16 protein-coding genes and 1 pseudogene are annotated in these 19,509 nt (G+C 72.8%); 7 read left to right on the top strand and 10 right to left on the bottom strand.

The window, feature by feature from the left end; genetic code table 11:
- Window positions 1-820, bottom strand: a pseudogene (locus E1269_RS25660) (hypothetical protein); the annotation flags it as partial.
- A 174-nt stretch (window positions 821-994) separates the two neighbouring features.
- On the bottom strand, window positions 995-1,477 hold the full coding sequence (locus E1269_RS25665; RefSeq protein ID WP_131899941.1) for an Lrp/AsnC family transcriptional regulator: 483 nt from the start codon (window positions 1,475-1,477) through the stop codon (window positions 995-997).
- Window positions 1,478-1,692: 215 nt separating this feature from the next.
- Here E1269_RS25665 and ddaH point away from each other — a divergent pair, with 215 nt between their 5' ends.
- The 5 genes from ddaH to E1269_RS25690 all read left to right on the top strand — a co-directional run bounded on the left by ddaH (window position 1,693) and on the right by E1269_RS25690 (window position 5,825).
- Window positions 1,693-2,490: a dimethylargininase gene (gene ddaH, locus E1269_RS25670; protein WP_131900010.1), complete on the top strand. Its 798-nt coding sequence runs from the start codon at window positions 1,693-1,695 to the stop codon at window positions 2,488-2,490.
- Complete coding sequence (gene rocD / locus E1269_RS25675) at window positions 2,487-3,710, top strand: ornithine--oxo-acid transaminase (protein WP_131899942.1); 1,224 nt, start codon at window positions 2,487-2,489, stop codon at window positions 3,708-3,710. The genes ddaH and rocD overlap by 4 nt, the downstream gene beginning before the upstream one ends.
- Complete coding sequence (locus E1269_RS25680; protein WP_131899944.1) at window positions 3,700-3,918, top strand: hypothetical protein; 219 nt, start codon at window positions 3,700-3,702, stop codon at window positions 3,916-3,918. Before rocD ends, E1269_RS25680 begins: the two co-directional genes overlap by 11 nt.
- A gap of 171 nt (window positions 3,919-4,089) precedes the next feature.
- Window positions 4,090-5,283 (top strand): hypothetical protein, encoded by a 1,194-nt coding sequence (locus E1269_RS25685; RefSeq protein WP_131899946.1) that lies wholly within the window; start codon window positions 4,090-4,092, stop codon window positions 5,281-5,283.
- Window positions 5,280-5,825 carry a ubiquitin family protein gene (locus E1269_RS25690; RefSeq protein WP_131899948.1) on the top strand — a complete coding sequence of 182 codons (546 nt, stop codon included), beginning with the start codon at window positions 5,280-5,282 and terminating at the stop codon, window positions 5,823-5,825. Before E1269_RS25685 ends, E1269_RS25690 begins: the two co-directional genes overlap by 4 nt.
- A 3-nt stretch (window positions 5,826-5,828) precedes the next feature.
- Here E1269_RS25690 and E1269_RS25695 read toward each other — a convergent pair whose 3' ends face one another.
- A complete protein-coding gene (locus tag E1269_RS25695) occupies window positions 5,829-6,518 on the bottom strand; it encodes a sirohydrochlorin chelatase (RefSeq protein WP_203434071.1) in 690 nt (229 codons plus the stop codon).
- A 50-nt stretch (window positions 6,519-6,568) separates the two neighbouring features.
- On the opposite strand from E1269_RS25695, the gene E1269_RS25700 reads away from it, so the two are divergent.
- Window positions 6,569-8,023 carry a threonine/serine exporter family protein gene (locus tag E1269_RS25700; protein WP_131899950.1) on the top strand — a complete coding sequence of 485 codons (1,455 nt, stop codon included), beginning with the start codon at window positions 6,569-6,571 and terminating at the stop codon, window positions 8,021-8,023.
- Window positions 8,024-8,056: 33 nt separating this feature from the next.
- On the opposite strand, the gene cobA is transcribed toward E1269_RS25700, so the two are convergent.
- The 7 genes from cobA to E1269_RS25735 all read right to left on the bottom strand — a co-directional run bounded on the left by cobA (window position 8,057) and on the right by E1269_RS25735 (window position 17,989).
- Window positions 8,057-8,791 (bottom strand): uroporphyrinogen-III C-methyltransferase, encoded by a 735-nt coding sequence (gene cobA, locus E1269_RS25705; RefSeq protein WP_131899952.1) that lies wholly within the window; start codon window positions 8,789-8,791, stop codon window positions 8,057-8,059.
- Window positions 8,788-9,918, bottom strand: a complete 1,131-nt coding sequence (locus E1269_RS25710; RefSeq protein ID WP_131900014.1) for a uroporphyrinogen-III synthase — start codon at window positions 9,916-9,918, stop codon at window positions 8,788-8,790. The genes cobA and E1269_RS25710 overlap by 4 nt, the downstream gene beginning before the upstream one ends.
- A gap of 44 nt (window positions 9,919-9,962) precedes the next feature.
- The gene (gene nirD, locus E1269_RS25715) at window positions 9,963-10,304 is read right to left on the bottom strand and encodes a nitrite reductase small subunit NirD (RefSeq protein WP_131899954.1); all 342 of its coding nucleotides are present in this window, start codon (window positions 10,302-10,304) and stop codon (window positions 9,963-9,965) included.
- Window positions 10,304-12,838, bottom strand: a complete 2,535-nt coding sequence (gene nirB / locus E1269_RS25720; RefSeq protein WP_131899956.1) for a nitrite reductase large subunit NirB — start codon at window positions 12,836-12,838, stop codon at window positions 10,304-10,306. The genes nirD and nirB overlap by 1 nt, the downstream gene beginning before the upstream one ends.
- Entirely contained in the window at window positions 12,835-14,304 is a 1,470-nt protein-coding gene (locus tag E1269_RS25725; protein WP_239001031.1) for an FAD-dependent oxidoreductase, read from the bottom strand. The genes nirB and E1269_RS25725 overlap by 4 nt, the downstream gene beginning before the upstream one ends.
- On the bottom strand, window positions 14,301-16,385 hold the full coding sequence (locus E1269_RS25730) for a molybdopterin oxidoreductase family protein (protein ID WP_131899958.1): 2,085 nt from the start codon (window positions 16,383-16,385) through the stop codon (window positions 14,301-14,303). The genes E1269_RS25725 and E1269_RS25730 overlap by 4 nt, the downstream gene beginning before the upstream one ends.
- A 179-nt stretch (window positions 16,386-16,564) precedes the next feature.
- Entirely contained in the window at window positions 16,565-17,989 is a 1,425-nt protein-coding gene (locus tag E1269_RS25735) for an MFS transporter (protein WP_131899960.1), read from the bottom strand.
- A 161-nt stretch (window positions 17,990-18,150) separates the two neighbouring features.
- Here E1269_RS25735 and E1269_RS25740 point away from each other — a divergent pair, with 161 nt between their 5' ends.
- Window positions 18,151-19,503 (top strand): FAD-dependent oxidoreductase, encoded by a 1,353-nt coding sequence (locus tag E1269_RS25740; protein WP_131899962.1) that lies wholly within the window; start codon window positions 18,151-18,153, stop codon window positions 19,501-19,503.
- The last annotated feature ends 6 nt before the right edge of the window (window positions 19,504-19,509 follow it).

Consider the following 19,509-nt stretch of genomic DNA (forward strand, 5'->3'; position numbering starts at 1 on the left):
GGGTCGGGGTCGGGGTCGGCTGCCCGGTCGGCGTCGGCTCGGGCGTGGGTTCGGGCGTGGGTTCGACGGTGACCGTGGGGTCGTCGGCGACCGGCTGCTCGGGCTGCTGCGCCTCCTGCTCGGCTTCGAGACCCTCCTGACGCTGCCGCTCCAGCTCCACCGTCGTGCCGCGGGCGGCGGCGAGCTGCGCCAGCGCCGTCGACCGCTCGGCCTCGACCGCCGCGAGCGCCTGCTCCTGCCCGGCGACGGCGGCCTCCGCGGCGTCGCGGGCGGCCTCGGCCTCCTGGGCGGCCCCCTCCCGGACGGCTCGCGCCTGCGCCGCGTCGGCGGCCGCCTCGTCCGCGGCAGCTGTAGCGTCCTTGGCGCGCTCGACGATGGTGGCCTGGGAGCGGGTCACCGCGCGCAGAGCGCCGACACCGTCGTACAGTGCCTCCCCGTCCTCGGCGCCGAGCACCAGGCCGACGGTGGCCAGCTGGCCGCCCTGGCTGTACGACTCCGCCGCCATCCGGCCGAGGTCGATCCGGGCCCGCTCGGCCTCGGCGGCCCTCCGGTCGGCGCTCTCCTGTGCCGCCTGCTCGGCCGCCTGGGCCTCCTCGAGCAGGACTCGGGCGCCGTTGTAGGCCTCGACGGCCTTGGCGGCCTGGATGTAGAGCGCGTCGACCTCGGCCGCGAGGCTCGCGAGCCGGGCCTCCAGCGCCGCGACACTGCCGGCGGCGGCCGCCTCGGCGTCGCGAGCCTCCTCGATGTCACTCTCACTGGGATAGGTCGGGTCGGCGAACGCCGGCCCGACCACGCCCCCGGCTGCCAAGGCGGTGGCCATCACACTCGCGACGATCCCCGTTCGCACTCCTGGCAACCTCCCCCGTATCAGGCGTCCCAATGAGCAGACTAGCCACGAAAATCACGCTGAGGAACAGGAATCACAGGAATTTCAGGAGTCACACGGCGTGTCGCCTTGACCAACCACATTGTTGTAATTTTGCAAGGATCCTGGTCACACCGGCGTGTTGGCCCCGGGCTCCGGTTCGGTCCGCGGCGACTGGATGCGTCGCAGGAGGGGCGACAGGACCAGCACGCTCCGGGTGCGCGCCACGAACGGCTCCGCCGAGATCTCGGTCAGCACCCGCTCGAAGTGCTGCATGCTCCCGGCGAACACGTGCAGCAGGGCGTCGGCGTCGCCGGTGACCATGAACGCCTCCACCACCTCCGGATACGTGCGAATGCGGCGGGCGATATCGGCGCCGGAGGTGCGTGGGTTGCAGAACACCTCGACGTAGGCCTCGGTGCCCCAGCCGACCTCCGCCGGCTCCACCCGCACGGTGAACCCCGTCACCACGCCGCGGGCGCGCAGCCGGTCCACCCGGCGCTTCACCGCCGGCGCCGACAGGTTGACCTTCGCACCGATGGAGCCGTAGCTGGCCCGGCCGTCGGCCATCAGCGCCCGGATGATCTGTTCGTCGATGGCGTCGAGAGTCATGTGAGGGATCGTCCCGGCTGGACCGTGTCTGACGCAACGAATCGCCGAGCATACGAGATACGACGCAACGTTTCGCACACATACGCGCAATGGAACGGTCTGGATCGCCACTCATCGCCGGCCCTACCTTCTGAGATGTGACCGTGAACGACGCCACGGAGCTCACCCGGCTCCCTCCCACCGGCCCCCGCGCCGCGACGACCCGCGACTACGTGATGTGCCGGCCCGATCACTTCGCCGTGCGCTACTCCATCAACGTCTGGATGGACCCGGACCAACCCGTCGACCGCGACCTGGCTCTCGCGCAGTGGGAGACCCTGCGCGCCACCTACGAACGGCTCGGCCACCGCGTGCACCTGCTGCACCCGCTCACCGGCCTGCCGGACATGGTCTTCGCGGCGAACGGCGCGTTCGTCGTCGGCGACCACGCCCTCGGCGCACGGTTCCGCGAGCGGGTTCGCGCCGACGAGGCGCCCGCCCATCGCGCCTGGCTGGAAGGCGTCGGCATCGGCGTCCACGAGCCCAGCGCCGTCAACGAGGGCGAGGGCGACTTCGCGTGGGCCGGCGGCCGCATCCTGGCCGGCGCCGGCTTTCGGTCCGACCCGGCCGCGCACGACGAGCTGGCCGCTGTCTTCGACGCTCCGGTGGTGCCGTTGGAGCTGGTCGACCCACGCTTCTACCACCTCGACACGGCACTGGCCGTGCTTGACCGCGACACCATCGCCTACTACCCGCCCGCGTTCGCGCCGGCCAGCCGGGACCTGCTGGCCCGGATGTACCCGGAGGCGATCGTGGCCACCGAGGCCGACGCACTGGTACTCGGCCTCAACGCCGTCAGCGACGGCCGGCACGTAGTGCTCGCCGCGCAGGCGGTCGAGCTCGCGGTCGCCGTCGCGCGCGCCGGGTTCGAGCCGATCCCCGTCGACGTCTGCGAGCTGTTGAAGGCCGGCGGCGGCGTCAAGTGCGCCACTCTTGAACTGCACCACCCGAACACTGCCGAGGAGCAGCCGTGACCACCCACGCCACTCGAACCGACGACGCGATCGCGCTCGCCGAGCGCAGCACCGCGCACAACTACCATCCGCTCCCCGTCGTCGTCACCGAGGCCGAGGGCGCGTGGGTGACCGACGTCGAAGGCCGCCGGTACCTCGACTTCCTCGCCGCCTACTCCGCGGTCAACTTCGGTCACCGCAACCCGGAGATCGTGGCCGCGGTCAAGGCGCAGCTCGACCGCGTGACGCTGACCAGCCGGGCGTTCCACCATGACCTGCTCGGGCCGTTCGCGCGCGAGCTCGCCGACCTGGCCGGGAAGCACCTGGTGCTGCCGATGAACACCGGCGCCGAGGCCGTCGAGACCGGGCTGAAGGTCGCCCGCAAGTGGGGCTACGAGGTCAAGGGCGTCCCCGCGGACCGGGCCACCGTCATCGTGGCCGAGGGCAACTTCCACGGCCGCACCATCAGCGTCGTCAGCTTCTCCACCGACCCGGTCGCGCGCACCCACTTCGGGCCGTTCACACCCGGCTTCGAGGTCGTCCCCTACGGCGACGCCACCGCGATCGCCGACGCCATCGACGAGACGACGGTCGCGGTGCTCGTCGAGCCGATCCAGGGCGAGTCCGGCGTCGTCGTACCGCCGGCCGGCTACCTGTCGCAGGTGCGTCAGCTGTGCGACGCGCGGCAGGTGCTGTTCGTCGCCGACGAGATCCAGTCCGGGCTGGGCCGCACCGGCACCACGTTCGCGTGCGAGCACGAGGGTGTCGTGCCGGACCTCTATCTGCTCGGCAAGGCGCTGGGCGGCGGCGTCGTGCCGGTGTCGGCCGTGGTGGGCAACCGCGACGTCCTCGGTGTCATCCACCCGGGCGAGCACGGCAGCACCTTCGGCGGCAACCCGCTGGCCTGCGCGGCCGGTCGCGCCGTCGTGGCCATGCTGTCCACCGGCCACTGGCAGCGGGCCGCCGCCGAGCTCGGCGAGCACCTGCACAGCCGGCTGTCGGAGCTGGTCGGACGGGGCGTCGTCGGCGTCCGCGGCCGCGGGTTGTGGGCCGGTGTCGATATCGACCCGGCCCTGATGACCGGCCGGGAGGCCTCCGAGGCGCTGATCGGCGAAGGCATCCTGGTCAAGGACACCCACGGGTCGACGATCCGGCTGGCGCCGCCGCTCGTGGTCACCCGCGACGAGATCGATCTCGCGGTCGACGCTCTGGGCCGGGTGCTGTCAGCGCGTGGCGCGTGACCTTCCGGACATCTGGCGGGCGTACGGTGACCGGGTGGCCAACAAGTCCGATGACGACGTCACCGTCCTGCGCGTCGACCCGACCGTCTGGGCCCACGCCCTGAAAGCGGCCGACGGCGACGCCAGGCGCATCGAGATCCGCGGCGAATTCGACGTCGTCGTGCACAACGACCCACTACCGCCGGGCCAGCGGGTCAACGTGACCTAAGTCTGACCCCCGGCCCACATGAGGCCCCAAATGATCACGTTCGGCACGATATTTCGTGTCACACCATGCCTGTACGCCTCGTGATGCACGAGCAGTCCTGGTGATGTGCGTGTCACAGCGTGGCCGCGTGCCCCACCTTCATCGTCGGGGACGACGGCGAAGGGTGCGGCCATGGTGGTGAGCGACGGCGGCCGGGCCGACGCCGGCGCTGGGGCGCGAGCGGCCGGAGCGGGCGGCGCGGGCGGAATCCGCCGCGCGGTGGAAGAGCTGCTTCGGGTCGAGGCGGAGGTGTCGCGCCTGGTCGACGGGGCCGCCCGAGACGCCGGCCGGCAAGGCGCCCGGGTCGCCGACGTGCTACGCCAGGCTCGGCACCCGCCCGTACGAAACACCGCCGACGAGGTCGCCGGCCTCTCCGCCACGCTGCCCGGCGCGATCGAGCCGATCGCGCAGACGAGCTCGGCTGCGCTGGCGACCGAGGTCCACGCACTCCTGGGTCTGCTCGCCGTCGACCACCACCACCTCGACCCGCTTCCGCCGCTGAACACCGGCGCGCCGAGGACGTCTGGCGGGATGGCCGGCGCCTTCCCGGAGGGCTTCGCCCGCGACTACGTCCAGACCGTCCTCGACGACCTCCGTCGCGGCCGCGCCACCACCAAGGACCAAGCCGGCGCCCACCCTGACGCGGACCAAGCGCTCGTCGACGCCGCCCGCGGCGCCATCGTCGCCGCCGTGTCGCCGCAGCACCGGCGGCAGGTGGACGACTGGCTGAGCCACCCCGACTGTCACGCGGTCGAGCTGCACGGGCCCCAGGTCAGTGACCGCGAGCTGGAACTGCGGGCCGGCTGGACCCGCCCACCCGACCGCGGAATCGGCAACGCCGACCCGTGGCGCCTCCGCGACGACGGCAAGGTCGTCTCCAAACACAGGGCCGGCACCGAGGCAACCCGCTTCACCTCAGCCGAAGCCTTCGCCCGTCCCCTGGAGATGTTCCTCGACATCGCCGACCGCCACCCGGGCGGCCTGGAGCATCTCCTCGACGAGAACTTCCCTGCCGGGATTGCGCCGGTCTTCATCGATGCGGCGTCCGCCGGAGTCAGACCTGATGACCTGACCGGGTTCCGCGGTACTGGCACCGGGACGGCCGCGGCGGCCAAGGACTGGCGCAAGATGCGCACCGCCGCGATGAAGAAGGAAGGGGAATGCCTGCCACCGGTACGCACGGTTGCCTACGATCCGACCGTGGAAGGATCGGTTCCGGGCGTGCGGCTGATCTTCACCAGGAACGCCGAGGGCTGGGTCATGACCACGTACTATCCGGCCGGCGAGCCCTCGTACGACAACGTTCGGTTGGAGGAGTTGACGTGATCCCGCGCTCCAAGAACTTCCGGAGCTGGTTCGCCTGGTTCAGCGATACCTCTCAGGAGCCGCGCCACTACATCGATGGCTGTGAGCGGGTTCTGCAATGGCTCGCCGAGGACGCCGAGGGTTTTTCCCAGTTTCGCGAGGAGCTGGCTGCGCACATCCGCGACTCCTCGTTGCCCCCGCCACGCCGCGAGACGCAATGGACGACGGATGAGTGGCTGCGCGGCGTCTGGTTCGACGCGTTCGGGCCCGAGCCGCCGCCGGACGACCCGTATCCCGTGCCGGCTGAGCAGTGGGGCCGAGTCCGCTTCACCGACTACATGCTGCACGCCGTCGACGAGGACGAAGAGGGAAGCAGCGACGGCGCCGCGGAGTGGCTGGCGCGACACGGGCTGACAGCACAGGGAATCCACGACGCCCCGACCGACGGCATGATGAACGTCCGGCCGCAGCCGGAGGACTACCTGGACCGTCTGAAGCGGCTCACCGAGGCCGGGTTACGCGAGCCGCAGCCCGGCGAGCCCTGGTACTCATCGCCCGCCTGAGCGTTACGGCGCCACGGCCTCCAGGTAGCGCGACGCGATCAGGTCGGCCACCAGCGGGTGCGGCCCGATCGGGGGCGCCACGACGTCCGCGCCCACCGACGCCAGGCGCTCCTGGAACAGCCCGGGCGCCAGCAGGTACGACGCCACGGCGATCCGGGAGTGTCCGGCCGCCCGCAGGCCCGCGACGGCATCGGGCACGGCGGGGGCGGCCGTCGTCACGTACGCCGGCACCACCTCGACGCCCAGCTCCGCGGCCAGCCGGCCGGCCGCCACGGCGACCTCGCCCAGCGCGGCCTGGTCCGACGACCCGGCGGCGGCGATCACGACGGCGTCGGCCACCGGCACGGCGTCGGTCGCCGCGCGCAGCCGCGATGCCACGGCCGCCACCACCGCCGGGTCCGGGCCGAGTGCGGGCGTCACCGTCACCGCTGCGCCGGTCGCCGCGACGGCGGCCGGCACGTCCACCCGCACGTGGTAGCCGGAGGCGAGGAACATCGGCACCACGACCGCCCGTCCGTCGAGCTCGGCCAGCACCTCCTCCAGCGTCGGGCCGATCACGTCGACGTAGGCGATCCGCACCTGCACGCCGGGCAGCCGCTCCCGGACCAGATCCAGCAGCTCCTCCAGCACCACAGGGCCCGCGGGCGCCCGGGTGCCGTGCGCCACCGCCACCAGCACATCGTGATCGCTCATGGCACCCATCTTGCTCGACGTGACGACGCCCACGTCCGTACTGTCGAAACGTGACGAGCCCAGTCGATCCCGACCAGCCGGCTCCGCGGCCAGAACGGCCCGAGCGGCCCGAACGGCAGCTGCGTCAGCGGGCCCGCCGGGTCGTCCGCCCGGAAGGTCCGCCGACGGTGCCGATCGCCATCCGCGGCAGCCTGAGCGGCCTCACCGCGGACGAGGAGCGCCGCGTACTCGACATGGTGCTGCGCACCGGCGAGGCGATGGTGGCCACCGGCGCTCCTGTCGCGGACGTCACGGCCGCGCTGCTGCGTCTCGCCGCCGGTTTCGGCGTCACCCGCTGCCAGGTCGACATCACGTTCATCTCGATCATCGCCTCGATCGATCGCGACGACGACCCCATCACGAAGGTCCGCGTCATCAATGTCCGGACCTCCGACTACAGCCGTCTCGCCGATCTGTTCGACCTGGTGGACGCGGCCCACGAGCGCAAGGTCACGCTGGAGGAGGCGGAGCGGCGGCTGGACGAGGTACTCGATGCGCCGCACCCGTACCGGCGGTGGATCGTCACGCTCGCGCTCGGCCTGATGGCCGCCGGGGTGGCGCTGCTGCTCAACGGCGGCTGGCTGGTGGCGCTGGTGGCCGCCGCGACCACCATGCTCATCGACCGGATCCTGCGGATGCTGCGGCGCAAGGGCCTGCCGTACCTGTTCCAGCAGGTCATCGGCGCCGCCATCGCCACCGTCGTCGGGCTGGCGGCGCTGTGGGCGGCGGACCGGTTCGGATGGTCGCCGACGCTGCTGCCGCCGTCGCTGATCGTCGCCTCCGGCATCGTGGTGCTGCTGGCCGGGCTGTCGTTGGTCGGCTCGGCGGAGGACGCGATCGCGGGGTATCCGCTGACCGCGGCCGCCCGCACCTACGAGGTCGTGCTGCACACCATCGGCCTGGTGGTCGGCATCGGTGTCATGCTCGACCTCGGCCAGCGCGTCGGCATCCCGCTTACCATCGCTGACCCGGACACCCTCAGCATCCCGACCACCATCCAGATCATCAGCGGCGGCATGATCGCCGGCGCGTGGGGCCTGGCGTCGTACACCCGGGCGCGGACCGTGCCGGTGGTCGTCGTTGCGGGGATGGTGGCCGCGGGCGTGCTGCTGCTCGCGCGCGACCTGCTCGAGCTCGGGACGGTGGCGTCGTCGTTCCTGGCCGCACTGGTGGTCGGCCTGTTCGCCGGTGGGATCAGCGAGCGGCTGCGCACGCCCAACCTGGTCATCTCGGTGTGCGGCATCACGCCGCTGCTGCCCGGCCTGGCGATCTACAAAGCGATGTTCGCCATGGTGGACTCCGACGACATCGTCGGCGGCACCGGGATGCTCATCGGCGCGTTCGCCACCGCGCTCGCGCTGGCCGCCGGCGTGACGCTCGGCGAGTACCTGGCCACGCCGCTGCGCTCGGAGATGGACCGCTGGCAGCGTCGCGTCAACCGGCGCGCCCGCGGTGCCCGCACCTGACCCCCGTCCCACCACCCCTCTCCCCCTCGCGTGTCATCCGGCCAGCAGCTGATCGCGGAGGGCGACCACCTCGCCGACGACGGTGACAGCGGGCGGCCGCACGTCCCGGGCCGCCGACGCCACCGTCGCCAGGGTCGCCGTCACCACCCGCGCCGCCGGGCCCGCGCCGTCCTGGATCACCGCAACCGGTGTCGTGTCCGGGCGGCCGCCGCGCATCAGCCGCGCCGCGATGGCCCCGAGGTGCGTCACGCCCATCAACACGACGACGGTGCCGGTGCCGGCGCCGAGGCGTTCCCAGTCGACGGTGCTCGCGGGGTCGTCGGGGTGCGCGTGGCCGCTGACGATCGACGCCTCCTGCGTCACGCCGCGGTGGGTCACCGGGATGCCGGCCAGCGCCGGTACGGAGACCGCGCTGGTCACTCCCGGCACGACCGCGTAGGGTACGCCGGCCGCGGCGCACGCCAGCGCCTCTTCGCCGCCGCGGCCGAAGACGTAGGGGTCGCCGCCCTTCAGCCGGACCACGCGCAGGCCGCGCCGGGCCCGGTCGATCATCAGCTCCTCGATCTCACGCTGGCCGCGGCGGTGCCGGTGTGGCTCCTTCCCGACGTCGACGACTTCGACGTCCGGCCGCAGCCCGTCCAGCAGGGCGTGCGGGGCGAGCCGGTCCACCAGCACCACGTCGGCCTGCTTCAGCAGCTCGAAGCCGCGCAGCGTCAGCAGCCCCGGGTCGCCCGGGCCGCCGCCGACGATGGCCACGTGTCCGGTCATGTCGGCCCCCCGTACTTCACCGCACCGGCCGCCTCCGGCTCGTAGGCCAGCCGGTAGCCGCGCTTCACGACGGTCTGCACCACCCTGGCGCCGACCGCGCCGCGCAGCCGGGTCACCGCCATCTCGACGGCGTGCTCGTCGCTGCCGCCGCCGGGCAGTACCGCCAGCAGCTCCGCCCGCGGCACCACCACGCCCGGGCGCCGGGCCAGCTCCGTCATCACCGCCATCGGACCGGGTGCGAGCTCTCGTGCGATGCCGTCGACCACCACCGCGTGCCCACGCACCTGGATCGTGTGACCGGCCACCCGCAGGGTGCGGCACCGCGCCGGCAGCTCGGCGACGATCTCGCGCACGAGCGCTCCCAGCCGCGACCGCGCCGGCTGCACCGTCGCCACCCCGAGACGCTCCAGCCGGGCCGCCGTCACCGGACCCACGCACGCCGGGACGACGGGACCCCGGAACGCGGCCTCCACCTCCGCCGTGAAGCCCGCCGACGCCGCGAGCCGCAGCAGGCTCACGACGGCCGGAGCGCTGGTGAACACGACGCAGTCGACCTGCCGTGTGACGATGGCCTCGACCAGCCGGCTCAGCGGGGCCACGTCCTGCGGCGGCACCCAGCGATAGACCGGGACGATCACCACCTCGGCACCGGCCGCGGTCAGCGCGTCGGTGAAGTCCGGCAGCGCCTCGCCGTGCAGCTGCACCGCCACCCGTTGGCCGGACAGGTCCTGAGCCAGCAGGTGCTCCAGGACCTCTGCGGACGACTCCGACGGCGGCGACCAGTGATCGGTCAGCCCGGCCGCCCGGATGGCACCGCGCGCCTTGGGGCCGCGAGCCAGCAGGGTGGCCGCGCCGAGCCGGTCCAGCAAGGGCTCGCCGAGCCCCCAGCCGTCGGCGGCCTCCATCCAGCCGCGGAAGCCGATCCCCGTCGTCGCCACCGCGATGTCCAGCGGCTGCTCGACACAGGCGCGGGTCGCGGCCAGCAGCTCGGCGTCGTCGTCGAGCGGGACGATCCGGATGGCCGGGGCGTAGACGACCCGGGCGCCGCGGCGCTCGAGCAGCGCGCCGAGCTCCTCCCGGCGGCGCGCCGCCGTCACCCCGACGGTGAACCCCGCCAGCGGCAGCATGCCGTTCGCGGCAGACACAGCCGGGCCGGCCTGCTGGACCGCCGTCACGGGCTCGACACCTCGACGACGCCGTCGCGCACCCGGACGCCGAACACCGCGACCGCTGTGTCCGGCTCGTCCAGGCACACCCCGGTACGCAGGTCGAACACCTGCTTGTGCATCGGTGACGCGACCGTGGGCACGTCGCCCCGGGTGCCGACGATGCCGCGGGAGAGCACCTGGGCACCGGAGAACGGGTCGCGGTTGGACAGCGCGTGCACCGCACCGTCGTGGGTGCGGAACAGTGCCACCTGCACGTCGCCGACGAGCGCCGCCGCGCCGCGCTCGGGCTGCAGCAGGTCGTACCGGCACACCGCGGTCCAGGTGCGGACATCGAGCATGGTCATCAGCGAACCACCTCCAGAGTCGGCCCGGCGACGACGGGCGGCCCGTCGCCGGAGACGGGTGTCGCGGGCCGGATCTGGCCGCGCTCGGTGACGAATCGGATACTCGGGTCGGGAGCGTCCGGTGCGTTGACGAAGGAGACGAACCGGCCCAGCTTCTCCTCGTCGGCGAGGACCGCGGCCCACTCGTCGGTGTAGGAGCCGACGTGCCGTTCCAGCGCCGCATCCAGATCGGCGCAGATGCCCAGCTCGTCGTCGACCAGCACGCGGCGCAGGTACGCCAGCCCGTCGCCGTGCTCGTCGGTCAGCGCCTCGATCCACGCCGCGGTGCGCTGTAGCCGGTCGGCGGTGCGGACGTAGAACATCATGAACCGATCGACCAGCCGCACGAGCTCCTGGGTCGACAGGTCCGACGCGAACAGCTCGGCGTGGCGCGGCCGGAACCCGCCGTTGCCTCCGACGTAGAGATTCCACCCGTTCTCCGAGGCGATGACGCCGAAATCCTTGCCGCGGGCCTCGGCGCACTCGCGGGCGCAGCCGGAAACCCCGCACTTGATCTTGTGGGGCGCGCGCAGGCCGCGGTAGCGCAGCTCCATCATGATGGCCAACGACGTCGAGTCCTGGACGCCGTAGCGGCACCACGTCGAGCCGACGCACGACTTCACCGTCCGCAGCGCCTTGCCGTAGGCGTGGCCCGACTCGAACCCGGCGTCCACCAGCCGTCGCCAGATGGCCGGCAGCTGCTCCACCCGGGCGCCGAGCAGGTCGATGCGCTGCCCGCCGGTGATCTTCGTGTAGAGGCCGAAGTCGCGCGCCACCTCGCCGATCACGATCAGCTTCTCCGGGGTCAGCTCGCCGCCCGGCACCCGCGGCACCACCGAGTACGTGCCGTCGCGCTGGATGTTGGCCAGGAACTGGTCGTTGGTGTCCTGCAGCGTGGCCTGCTCGCCGTCCAGGATGTGGCCAGCGCCGAGGCTGGCCAGGATGGACGCGATGGCCGGCTTGCAGATGTCGCAGCCGCGGCCCCGACCGTGCCCGGCGATGATCTCGCTGAACGTCCGCAGCTCGGTGGCGCGGACGACGTCGAAGAGCTCGGCTCGGCTCAGGTCGAAGTGCTCGCACAGCGCGGTGCTGGCGACCACGCCCGACTGGGTCAGCAGCGTCTTGATCAGGGGCACGCAGCTGCCGCAGACGGTGCCGGCCCGGGTGCATGCCTTGATCCCGGCGACGTCGGCGCACCCCTGGTCGCGGATCGCGCCGCGGATCGACCCGGCGGTGACGTTCTGGCAGGAGCAGACCTGCGCGTCGTCGCCGAGATCCGACGTCGCGGGACCGGCCATCAGCAGCCGCTCCGGGGTGTCGGTGAGCGGCCGGCCCACCATCGTGCGCAGCGCCGCGTAGGCCGACGCGTCGCCCACCAGGACGCCACCGAGCAGCTCGGCGGCGTCGTCGGTGACCACGAGCTTCTTGTAGACGCCTGCCACCGGGTCGGCGTACACCACCTCAAGCGCGTCCGGCGTGGCGCCGTGCGCGTCGCCGAAGCTGGCGACGTCGACGCCGAGCAGCTTGAGCTTCGTGGAGGTGTCGGCCTCGGCGAACACCGCGTCGCCGCCGACCAGCCGGTCCGCCACCACCTCGGCCATGTCGTAGCCGGGTGCCACCAGCCCGTACACCCGGCCGCGGACGAGTGCGCACTCGCCGATCGCCCAGATCGCCGGGTCCGCCGTCCGGCAGCCGTCGTCGACGACGATGCCACCGCGCTCGCCGACCTCCAGGCCACTCGATCGCGCCAGCTCGTCGCGCGGGCGGATGCCGGCCGAGAACACCACCAGCCCGGTGTCCAGCGACGATCCGTCGGCGAACACCATCCGCAGCCCGCCGTCGGCTGCCTCGATCCGCTCGGTCGCGGTGGCGAGCCGCGCCTCCAGGCCCAGCTCCTGGATCTTCCGGCGCAGCACCTCACCGCCACCCTGGTCGACCTGGGCCGGCATCAGGCGCGGCGCGAACTCCACCACGCTGGTCCGCACGCCCAGCGAGAGCAGCGCGTTAGCCGCCTCCAGGCCGAGCAGCCCGCCACCGACCACGACGCCGCTGCCGGTGTCCGCGGCCCGGTCCCGGATCGCGTCCAGGTCCTCGATGGTGCGGTAGACGAAGCAGCCATCCAGGTCCGCGCCCGGCACCGGCGGGACGAACGGTACCGACCCGGTGGCCACCACTAGCGCGTCGTAGGCGACGACCCGTCCGGACGCGGTGGTGACGGTGCGCGCATCGCGGTCGAGGTGGTCGACCGGGTCGGCCAGGTGCAGCACGCAGTCGTCGTCGTAGCAGCCGTCCGGCACGACGCTCAGGTCCGCGGCGCTGGTGCCGGTGAGGTACGACGTGAGAGCGACGCGGTCGTAGGCGGGGCGCGGCTCCTCGGCCAGGACGGTGATGCGCCACCGCCGCTGCGGGTCGCGCTGCCGGAGCGCCTCGACGAGCCGCTGCCCGACCATGCCGTTGCCGACGACGACGAGGGTGCGCTGGTGGTTGGTGCTCATGCGGGAACCTCCACGGTTGCCTCGACGGCACGGTCGGCGGGCCGAGCCGCGGCGAGCACTGCGGCGACGTCGGCTCGGCAGCCGCCGCAGCCGGTGGTGGCACGGGTGGTGGCGGCGACGTCGGCGACGGAGCGCGCGCCGGCCTCGGCGGCCTCACGGACCCGGCCACAGCTGACGCCGTTGCAGCGACAGACGGTGTGGTCGTCGGGGAGGTCGGCGGGGTCCGATGGACCGCCGGCATCCGACACACCGGGGAAGATCAGCGCCCGGCGGTCCAGCGGCACCAGCGCCGCCCGGTCGAACAGCTGGGTGACCGTGCCGACCGTCTCCGGGCCGCCGAGCATGATGGCGCCGGTCACGCGCTCGTCGCGGATGACGATCTTCTGGTAGGTCCCGCGCGCCGGGTCGGCGAACCGCAGCACCTCCAGCTCCTCGTCCAGATCGTCCACGTCGGTGTCGCCCATCGCGGCCAGGTCGACGTCGGCGGCCTTCAACCGGGTGACCACCTGCGACCCGGCGTACCGCGCCGTCCCGTCCGTCAGCACGTCGGCCAGCACCGCCGCCTGTTCCCATGCCGGTGCTACCAGCCCGTACACCTGCTCGGCGTGCTGGGCGCACTCGCCGATCGCGTGGATGAGCGGATCGGTGACCGACGTGAGACGGTCGTCGACGACGATGGCCCGGCCGATCTTCAGCCGGGCCGCCGCGGCAAGCCCCGTGTTGGGCCGGACGCCGCAGGCGACCACCAGCAGGTCCGCCGGAACCCTGGCGCCGTCGTCCAGCACCAGCCCGCGGCCGCAGGGGCCTTCGTCGTAGCTGACCGCCTGGGCGCCGAGCCGGACCCGTACGCCCAGCGAGCGCAGCGTGCGCGCCAGCACCCGGCCCGCGTCGAGGTCCAGCTGCCGCTCCATCAGCCGGTCGGCGGGATGCACGACCTCCACCTCGACGCCCCGGCCGGCCAGCCCGCGGGCCGCCTCCAGCCCGAGCAGACCGCCGCCGAGCACCACCGCCCGGCGCACCCGACCGAGCCGGGCCAGCATCGCGCGGCAGTCGCTCAGCGTCCGGAAGACGACGACGTCCTCGTCCAGCTCGCCGTCATCGCGGACCAGCCCGTCGATCGGTGGGACCCAGGCCCGGCTGCCGGTCGCCAACACCAGCCGGTCGTAGCCGATGTGCTCGCCGCCGCTGGTCAGCACGCGGCGACGGCGACGGTCGACCATCGCAACCTCGATGCCGGTGCGCAGCTCGACGTCCTCGGCGGCGTACCAGGCCGACGGGACCGTCTCGATCTCCGCCGGCGTCAGCGACCCCGCGAGCACCGACGAGAGCAGCACCCGGTTGTACGCGGCCTCCCGCTCCGCACCCAGCACTGTGATCTCGAACCGGCGGCGCGGGTCCCGCGCCCGCAGCTCCTGGACGAACCGGGCGCCAGCCATGCCATGGCCCACCACGACGACACGCGTCACGACACCACCCTCTCCAGCCGGACAGCACAGACCTTGAACTCGGGCATCCGCGACACGGGGTCCAGCGCCGGGTTGGTCACCCTGTTGACCGCCTGCTCGCCGCCCCAGTGGAACGGCATGAAGACGGTGTCGGCGCGGATGGCGGTGGTGAGCCGGACCCGCCCGACGGCGTCGCCGCGCCGGCTGACCACCCGGACCAGGTCGCCGTCGGAGAGACCGCTGCGCCCGGCCAGGTCGGGGTGGATCTCGACGTGCGGCTCGGCGGCCGCCGCGGCCAGCGACGGGACCCGGCGGGTCTGCGCGCCGCTCTGGTACTGCTGGAGCACGCGGCCGGTGGTCAGGTAGACGGGGTGGTCGGCGTCGACGTCCTCCGCGACCGGCCGGTGGTCGACAGTGACGAAACGGGCCCGCCCGTCCGGGGTCGGGAAGCCGTCGGCGAACAACCGCGGCGTCCCGGGGTGCCCCGGCCCCGGGCAGGGCCAGAACACGCCACCGTCGGCGTCGATGCGCTCCCAGGTGATGCCGGAGTAGTCGGCGACGCCGCCGGCACTGGCCCGGCGCAGCTCGTCGAAGACCTGCTCCGGGTCGGTGCCGAACCTCTCGCCGTGGCCGAGCCGCTCGGCCAGTCCGGCCAGCACCTCCAGCTCGGTGCGGACCCCGGGCGGCGGCTCGACGGCCTTGCGGCGGCGGATCACCCGGCCCTCGAGGTTGGTCATGGTGCCGTCCTCCTCGGCCCACTGGGTGACCGGAAGGACGACGTCGGCCAGCTCAGCGGTCTCCGACGGCACGAGGTCGCAGACGACCACCAGGTCGAGCGCCGCCAGCCGTTCCATGACTCTGCGCCCGCGCGGCGAGGACACCACGACGTTCGTCCCGTGCACCAGCAGCGCCCGCGGCCCGCCGTCGGTGCCCAAGCTCTCGATCAGCTCGTACGCCGACGGACCCGGCCCGGGGAGGTCGTCGGCGTCCACGCCCCAGACGCTTGCCACGTGCGCGCGGGATGCTGGGTCGTCGATCCTCCGGTAGCCCGGCAGCTGGTCGGCCTTCTGGCCGTGCTCGCGCCCGCCCTGGCCGTTGCCCTGGCCGGTGATGCAGCCGAACCCGCTGTTCGGCCGCCCGGGCAGCCCGAGCGCCAGCGCCAGGTTGATCAGCGCGGTGACGGTGTCGGTGCCCTTGCTCTGCTGCTCGGCGCCGCGGGCGGTGAGGATGACGGCGCCGTCGCCGCGGGCGCCGTCGGCCAGCGCCCGGACCGCGGCTCGCTGCGCCGTCACGGGGACGCCGGTCACCCGCTCCACGCGCTCCGGCCACCACTGGGCGGCCGCCCGCCAGGCCGCCTCGAACCCCGTCGTGCGGTCGGCGACGTAGGCCCTGTCGACGTGGCCGTCGGTCACCGCAAGGTGGAACAGGCCGAGCGCCAGCGCCAGGTCCGTGCCGGGCATGACCGGCAGGTGCAGCGTCGCCTGGTCGACGGTGGCGGTCCGGCGCGGGTCCGCGACCACGAGGGCTCCGCCGCGGTCGCGGACGGCGGCCAGGTGCTGCATGAACGGCGGCATCGTCTCGGCCACGTTGCCGCCGGCGATGAGCACGGCGCCGGTGCGGGCCAGGTCGGTTAGCGGGAACGGCAGGCCGCGGTCGATGCCGAACGCGCGGTTCGACGCGGCCGCCGCCGACGACATGCAGTACCGGCCGTTGTAGTCGATGTTCTTCGTGCGCAGCGCGACGCGGGCGAACTTGCCCAGCTGGTAGGCCTTCTCGTTCGTGAGCCCTCCGCCGCCGAGGACGGCGACCGCGTCGGCCCCGTGTGCGCGCCGCGTGGCGCGGACGCCGTCGGCGACGATGTCCAGCGCCTCGTCCCAGCTCGCCGGGCGGAGATCCTTGGCGCGGCCGTCGCGCACCAGCGGCGTGGTCAGCCGCTGCGGCGAGGTCAGCAGGTCCGCGGCCGTCCAGCCCTTCTGGCACAGGCCGCCACGGTTGGTCGGGAAGTCCCGCGGCCGCACCGTCACCGTCCCGTCGACCGACGGCGACAGCGTCATCCCGCACTGCAGCGCGCAGTAGGAGCAGTGCGTGGCGGTCGCGACCATGCCAGCTACGGTGTGAACCTGTGGTTTCCCAACCACCTCAGCCGTGTTACGGCCCGAATAAATGAGTCGCACCGGTCATCTCCTCGACCCGTGAACCCACCGCCTCCGCCCATGATCATCAACCGTTGGCGACGCCATGGCGTCGCCAACGGTTGATGATCATGGGATGGGGCGGTGCGTCAGATGTCGACGGCGGCCAGTGCGGAGCCACGGCGGGCGTAGTTCCACCAGGTCAGCGCCGCGCAGGTCACGTAGAACGCCAAGAAGATCATGAACGCGGTGGCGATCGCGCTGGCGGGCACCCGGCCGTCGTTGAGCAGGCCCAGCACGCCGAACGTCGCCACCATGACGAAACCCCCGAACGCGCCCACCGCCGAGGACAGCCCGATGACGGCGGCGGCCTCGGTGCGGCCGCGGGCGAGCGCCGCCTCCCGGTCACCGTCCGGCGCCATCCGCAGCGCCCGCTTCTGAAAGATCATCGGGATCATACGGAACGTGGAGCCGTTGCCGATCCCGGTGGTGACGAAGACGATCAGAAACGCGCCGAGGAACAGCGGCCACACCTCGACGTTCACCGCGACGATCACCACGACCGTGCCGGCCGCCATGGCCGCGAAGTTCCACAGGGTGACCCGCGAGCCGCCGAGCCGGTCGGACAGCCAACCGCCGAACGGCCTGGCAACCGAGCCGACCAGCGCCCCGAGGAACGCGTAGCTCGACGCCGTCACCTCCGGGAACTGCAGCTGGATCAGCAGCGGAAACGCTGAGGAGTACCCGATGAACGACCCGAACGTGCCGATGTAGAGCCACGACATGACCCAGGTGTGCCGGTACCGGACGACCTTGATCTGTTCGCTGAACTTCGCCAGCGACACCGACAGGTTGTCCATGAACAGCCAGGCGCAGACCGCGGCCACCAGGCCCAACAGCGCCCAGACCCAACCGGCCCGGGCCAAGTCGACCCCGGCCGCGCTCGCGCCGACCAGCCCGAACAGGCCGCCGGCGCCGACGAGCAGCGGCAGCCCGAGCTGGATCAGCGCCACCCCGATGTTGCCACCGGCGGCGTTCAGCCCCAGCGCCAAGCCCTTGCGCCGGTCCGGGTAGAAGAAGCTGATATTCGTCATGCTGGAGGCGAAGTTGCCGCCGCCGAACCCGGCCGTCGCGGCGATCAGCAGGAACGCCCAGTACGGCGTGCCCGGGTTGTCGACCGCTACGGCCAGCAGCACTGTCGGGATCAGCAGGAGCAGCCCGCTGACCAGCGTCCAGTTGCGGCCTCCGAACTTCGGCACCGCGAACGTGTAGGGAATGCGCAGCACGGCCCCCACGAAGTTCGGCACCGCCACCAGGAAGAACATCTGCGCGGCGCTGAAACCGAAGCCGTAGTGCGCGACCAGCAGCGCCGCGGAGATGCTCCACAACGTCCAGACCGAGAACGCGATGTTCTCCGCGAGGATCGAGAACACGAGGTTCCGGCGGGCGACGGACTTGCCGGTGCTCTCCCAGAACCGCTCGTCCTCCGGTTCCCAGTGGTCGATCCAGCGTCCGCGGCGCCGCGGAGCGGGCGCGGCCTCGCGGACCGCGGCGATGGTAGGCGTCTCGGTCATGGCGGCCTCCGGTGAGGGATCGTGATGGCCGCCGACGCTATGAAGCCGCCGTTACGCTCGCGTCGCCCGGGTGACGCCGAGATGTCAACGTCTCCTCACGCGCCACCGCACGCCGCCGTGAGGCATGGCGGACGTGGGGGTTCCTGGTTAACGTTGGGGTGATGGACGACGACGGGTCTCAGTCCGCGGCGGCGCGTACCGCCGCAGTCGTCGGCGCCGGCCCCGCCGGGCTCTACGCCTTGGCAGCCCTGTTGCGCAGCGAGGCGTTCGATCGCGTCGACGTCTACGAGGCCGCGCCCGCGCCGTACGGGCTGGTTCGCTACGGCGTCGCGCCGGACCACCCGAAGACCCGCAACATCTCCCGCGTGCTGGCGCAAGGGCTCCAGCAGCGCCAGCGGGTCCGGTTCCTCGGCAACGTGGTCGTCGGCAGCGACCTCAGCGTCGACGAGCTCCGCGCGGCCTACGACACGGTCATCGTCTCCACCGGCATGCTCGGCGACCGGCGGCTCGGCATCCCGGGCGAGGACCTCGAGGGCTCCCTCGGCGCGTCGGAGATGGTGGCCTGGTACACCGGGCACCCGCAGGCGCGGCAGTTGGCGTTCCCCGACGACCTGCGCTCGGCCACGGTCATCGGTGCGGGCAACGTGGCGCTCGACATCGCCCGCATCCTGGCCAAGGATCCGGCTACCCTGCGCACGACGTCGATGCCGCGGCACGTGGTCGACGTGCTGGCCGCGAGCACGCTGACCGACGTCCACCTGGTCGCGCGGCGCGGGCCGGCGCAGGCCAAGTTCACCTCGCCGGAGCTTCACGAGATGGGCGCACTGGAGGGTGTCGACCTCGTCGTGCACCCGGACGACCTCGTCCTCGGGCCCGCCGACGAGGAGGCGGTCGCGAACGACCGGCACTCCCGAGTGACGGTCGACGTGTGCCGGGAATGGTCCGAGCGGCCGCCCGCCGGCGCCGGCCGACGCATCCACCTGCACTTCTGGCGCCGGCCGGTGCGCATCGAGGGCACCGACCGCGTCACCGGAATCGAGCTCGAAACCACCCGCTCCGGCGACCGCCCCACGCTGCGGCTACCGACCGAGCTGGTGGTCCGCGCCATCGGCTACCACGGCACGGCACTGGAAGGTCTGCCGTTCGACGAGCCCTCCGGCACCGTCCCGTCGCAGGACGGCCGCGTCGTCGTGGACGGTGCGGTGGTGCCGGGCGTCTATGTCACCGGCTGGCTGCGCCGCGGCCCGACCGGGGTCATCGCCACGAACCGCGGCGACGCCAACGAGGTGGTCGCGTCGGTGGTCGCCGACGCTCCGACACTGCCGGCCCGGCGTTCCGATCCGGAAGCGGTCGACCGGCTCCTCGCCGAGCGCGAGGTCCGGGTCGTCAGCTGGGACGACTGGCTGCGACTGGAAGCTCACGAGAAGGCCGCCGGCGACGCCGCGGGGGGCGACCCGATCGTCGTCCATGACCTCAAGACCGTCATCGAGGTGATCGAGGCCGCCGCCGGCTGAGCACAG

The organism is Jiangella asiatica (assembly GCF_004349065.1).
In the GTDB taxonomy this organism is placed as follows: Bacteria; Actinomycetota; Actinomycetes; order Jiangellales; family Jiangellaceae; genus Jiangella; species Jiangella asiatica.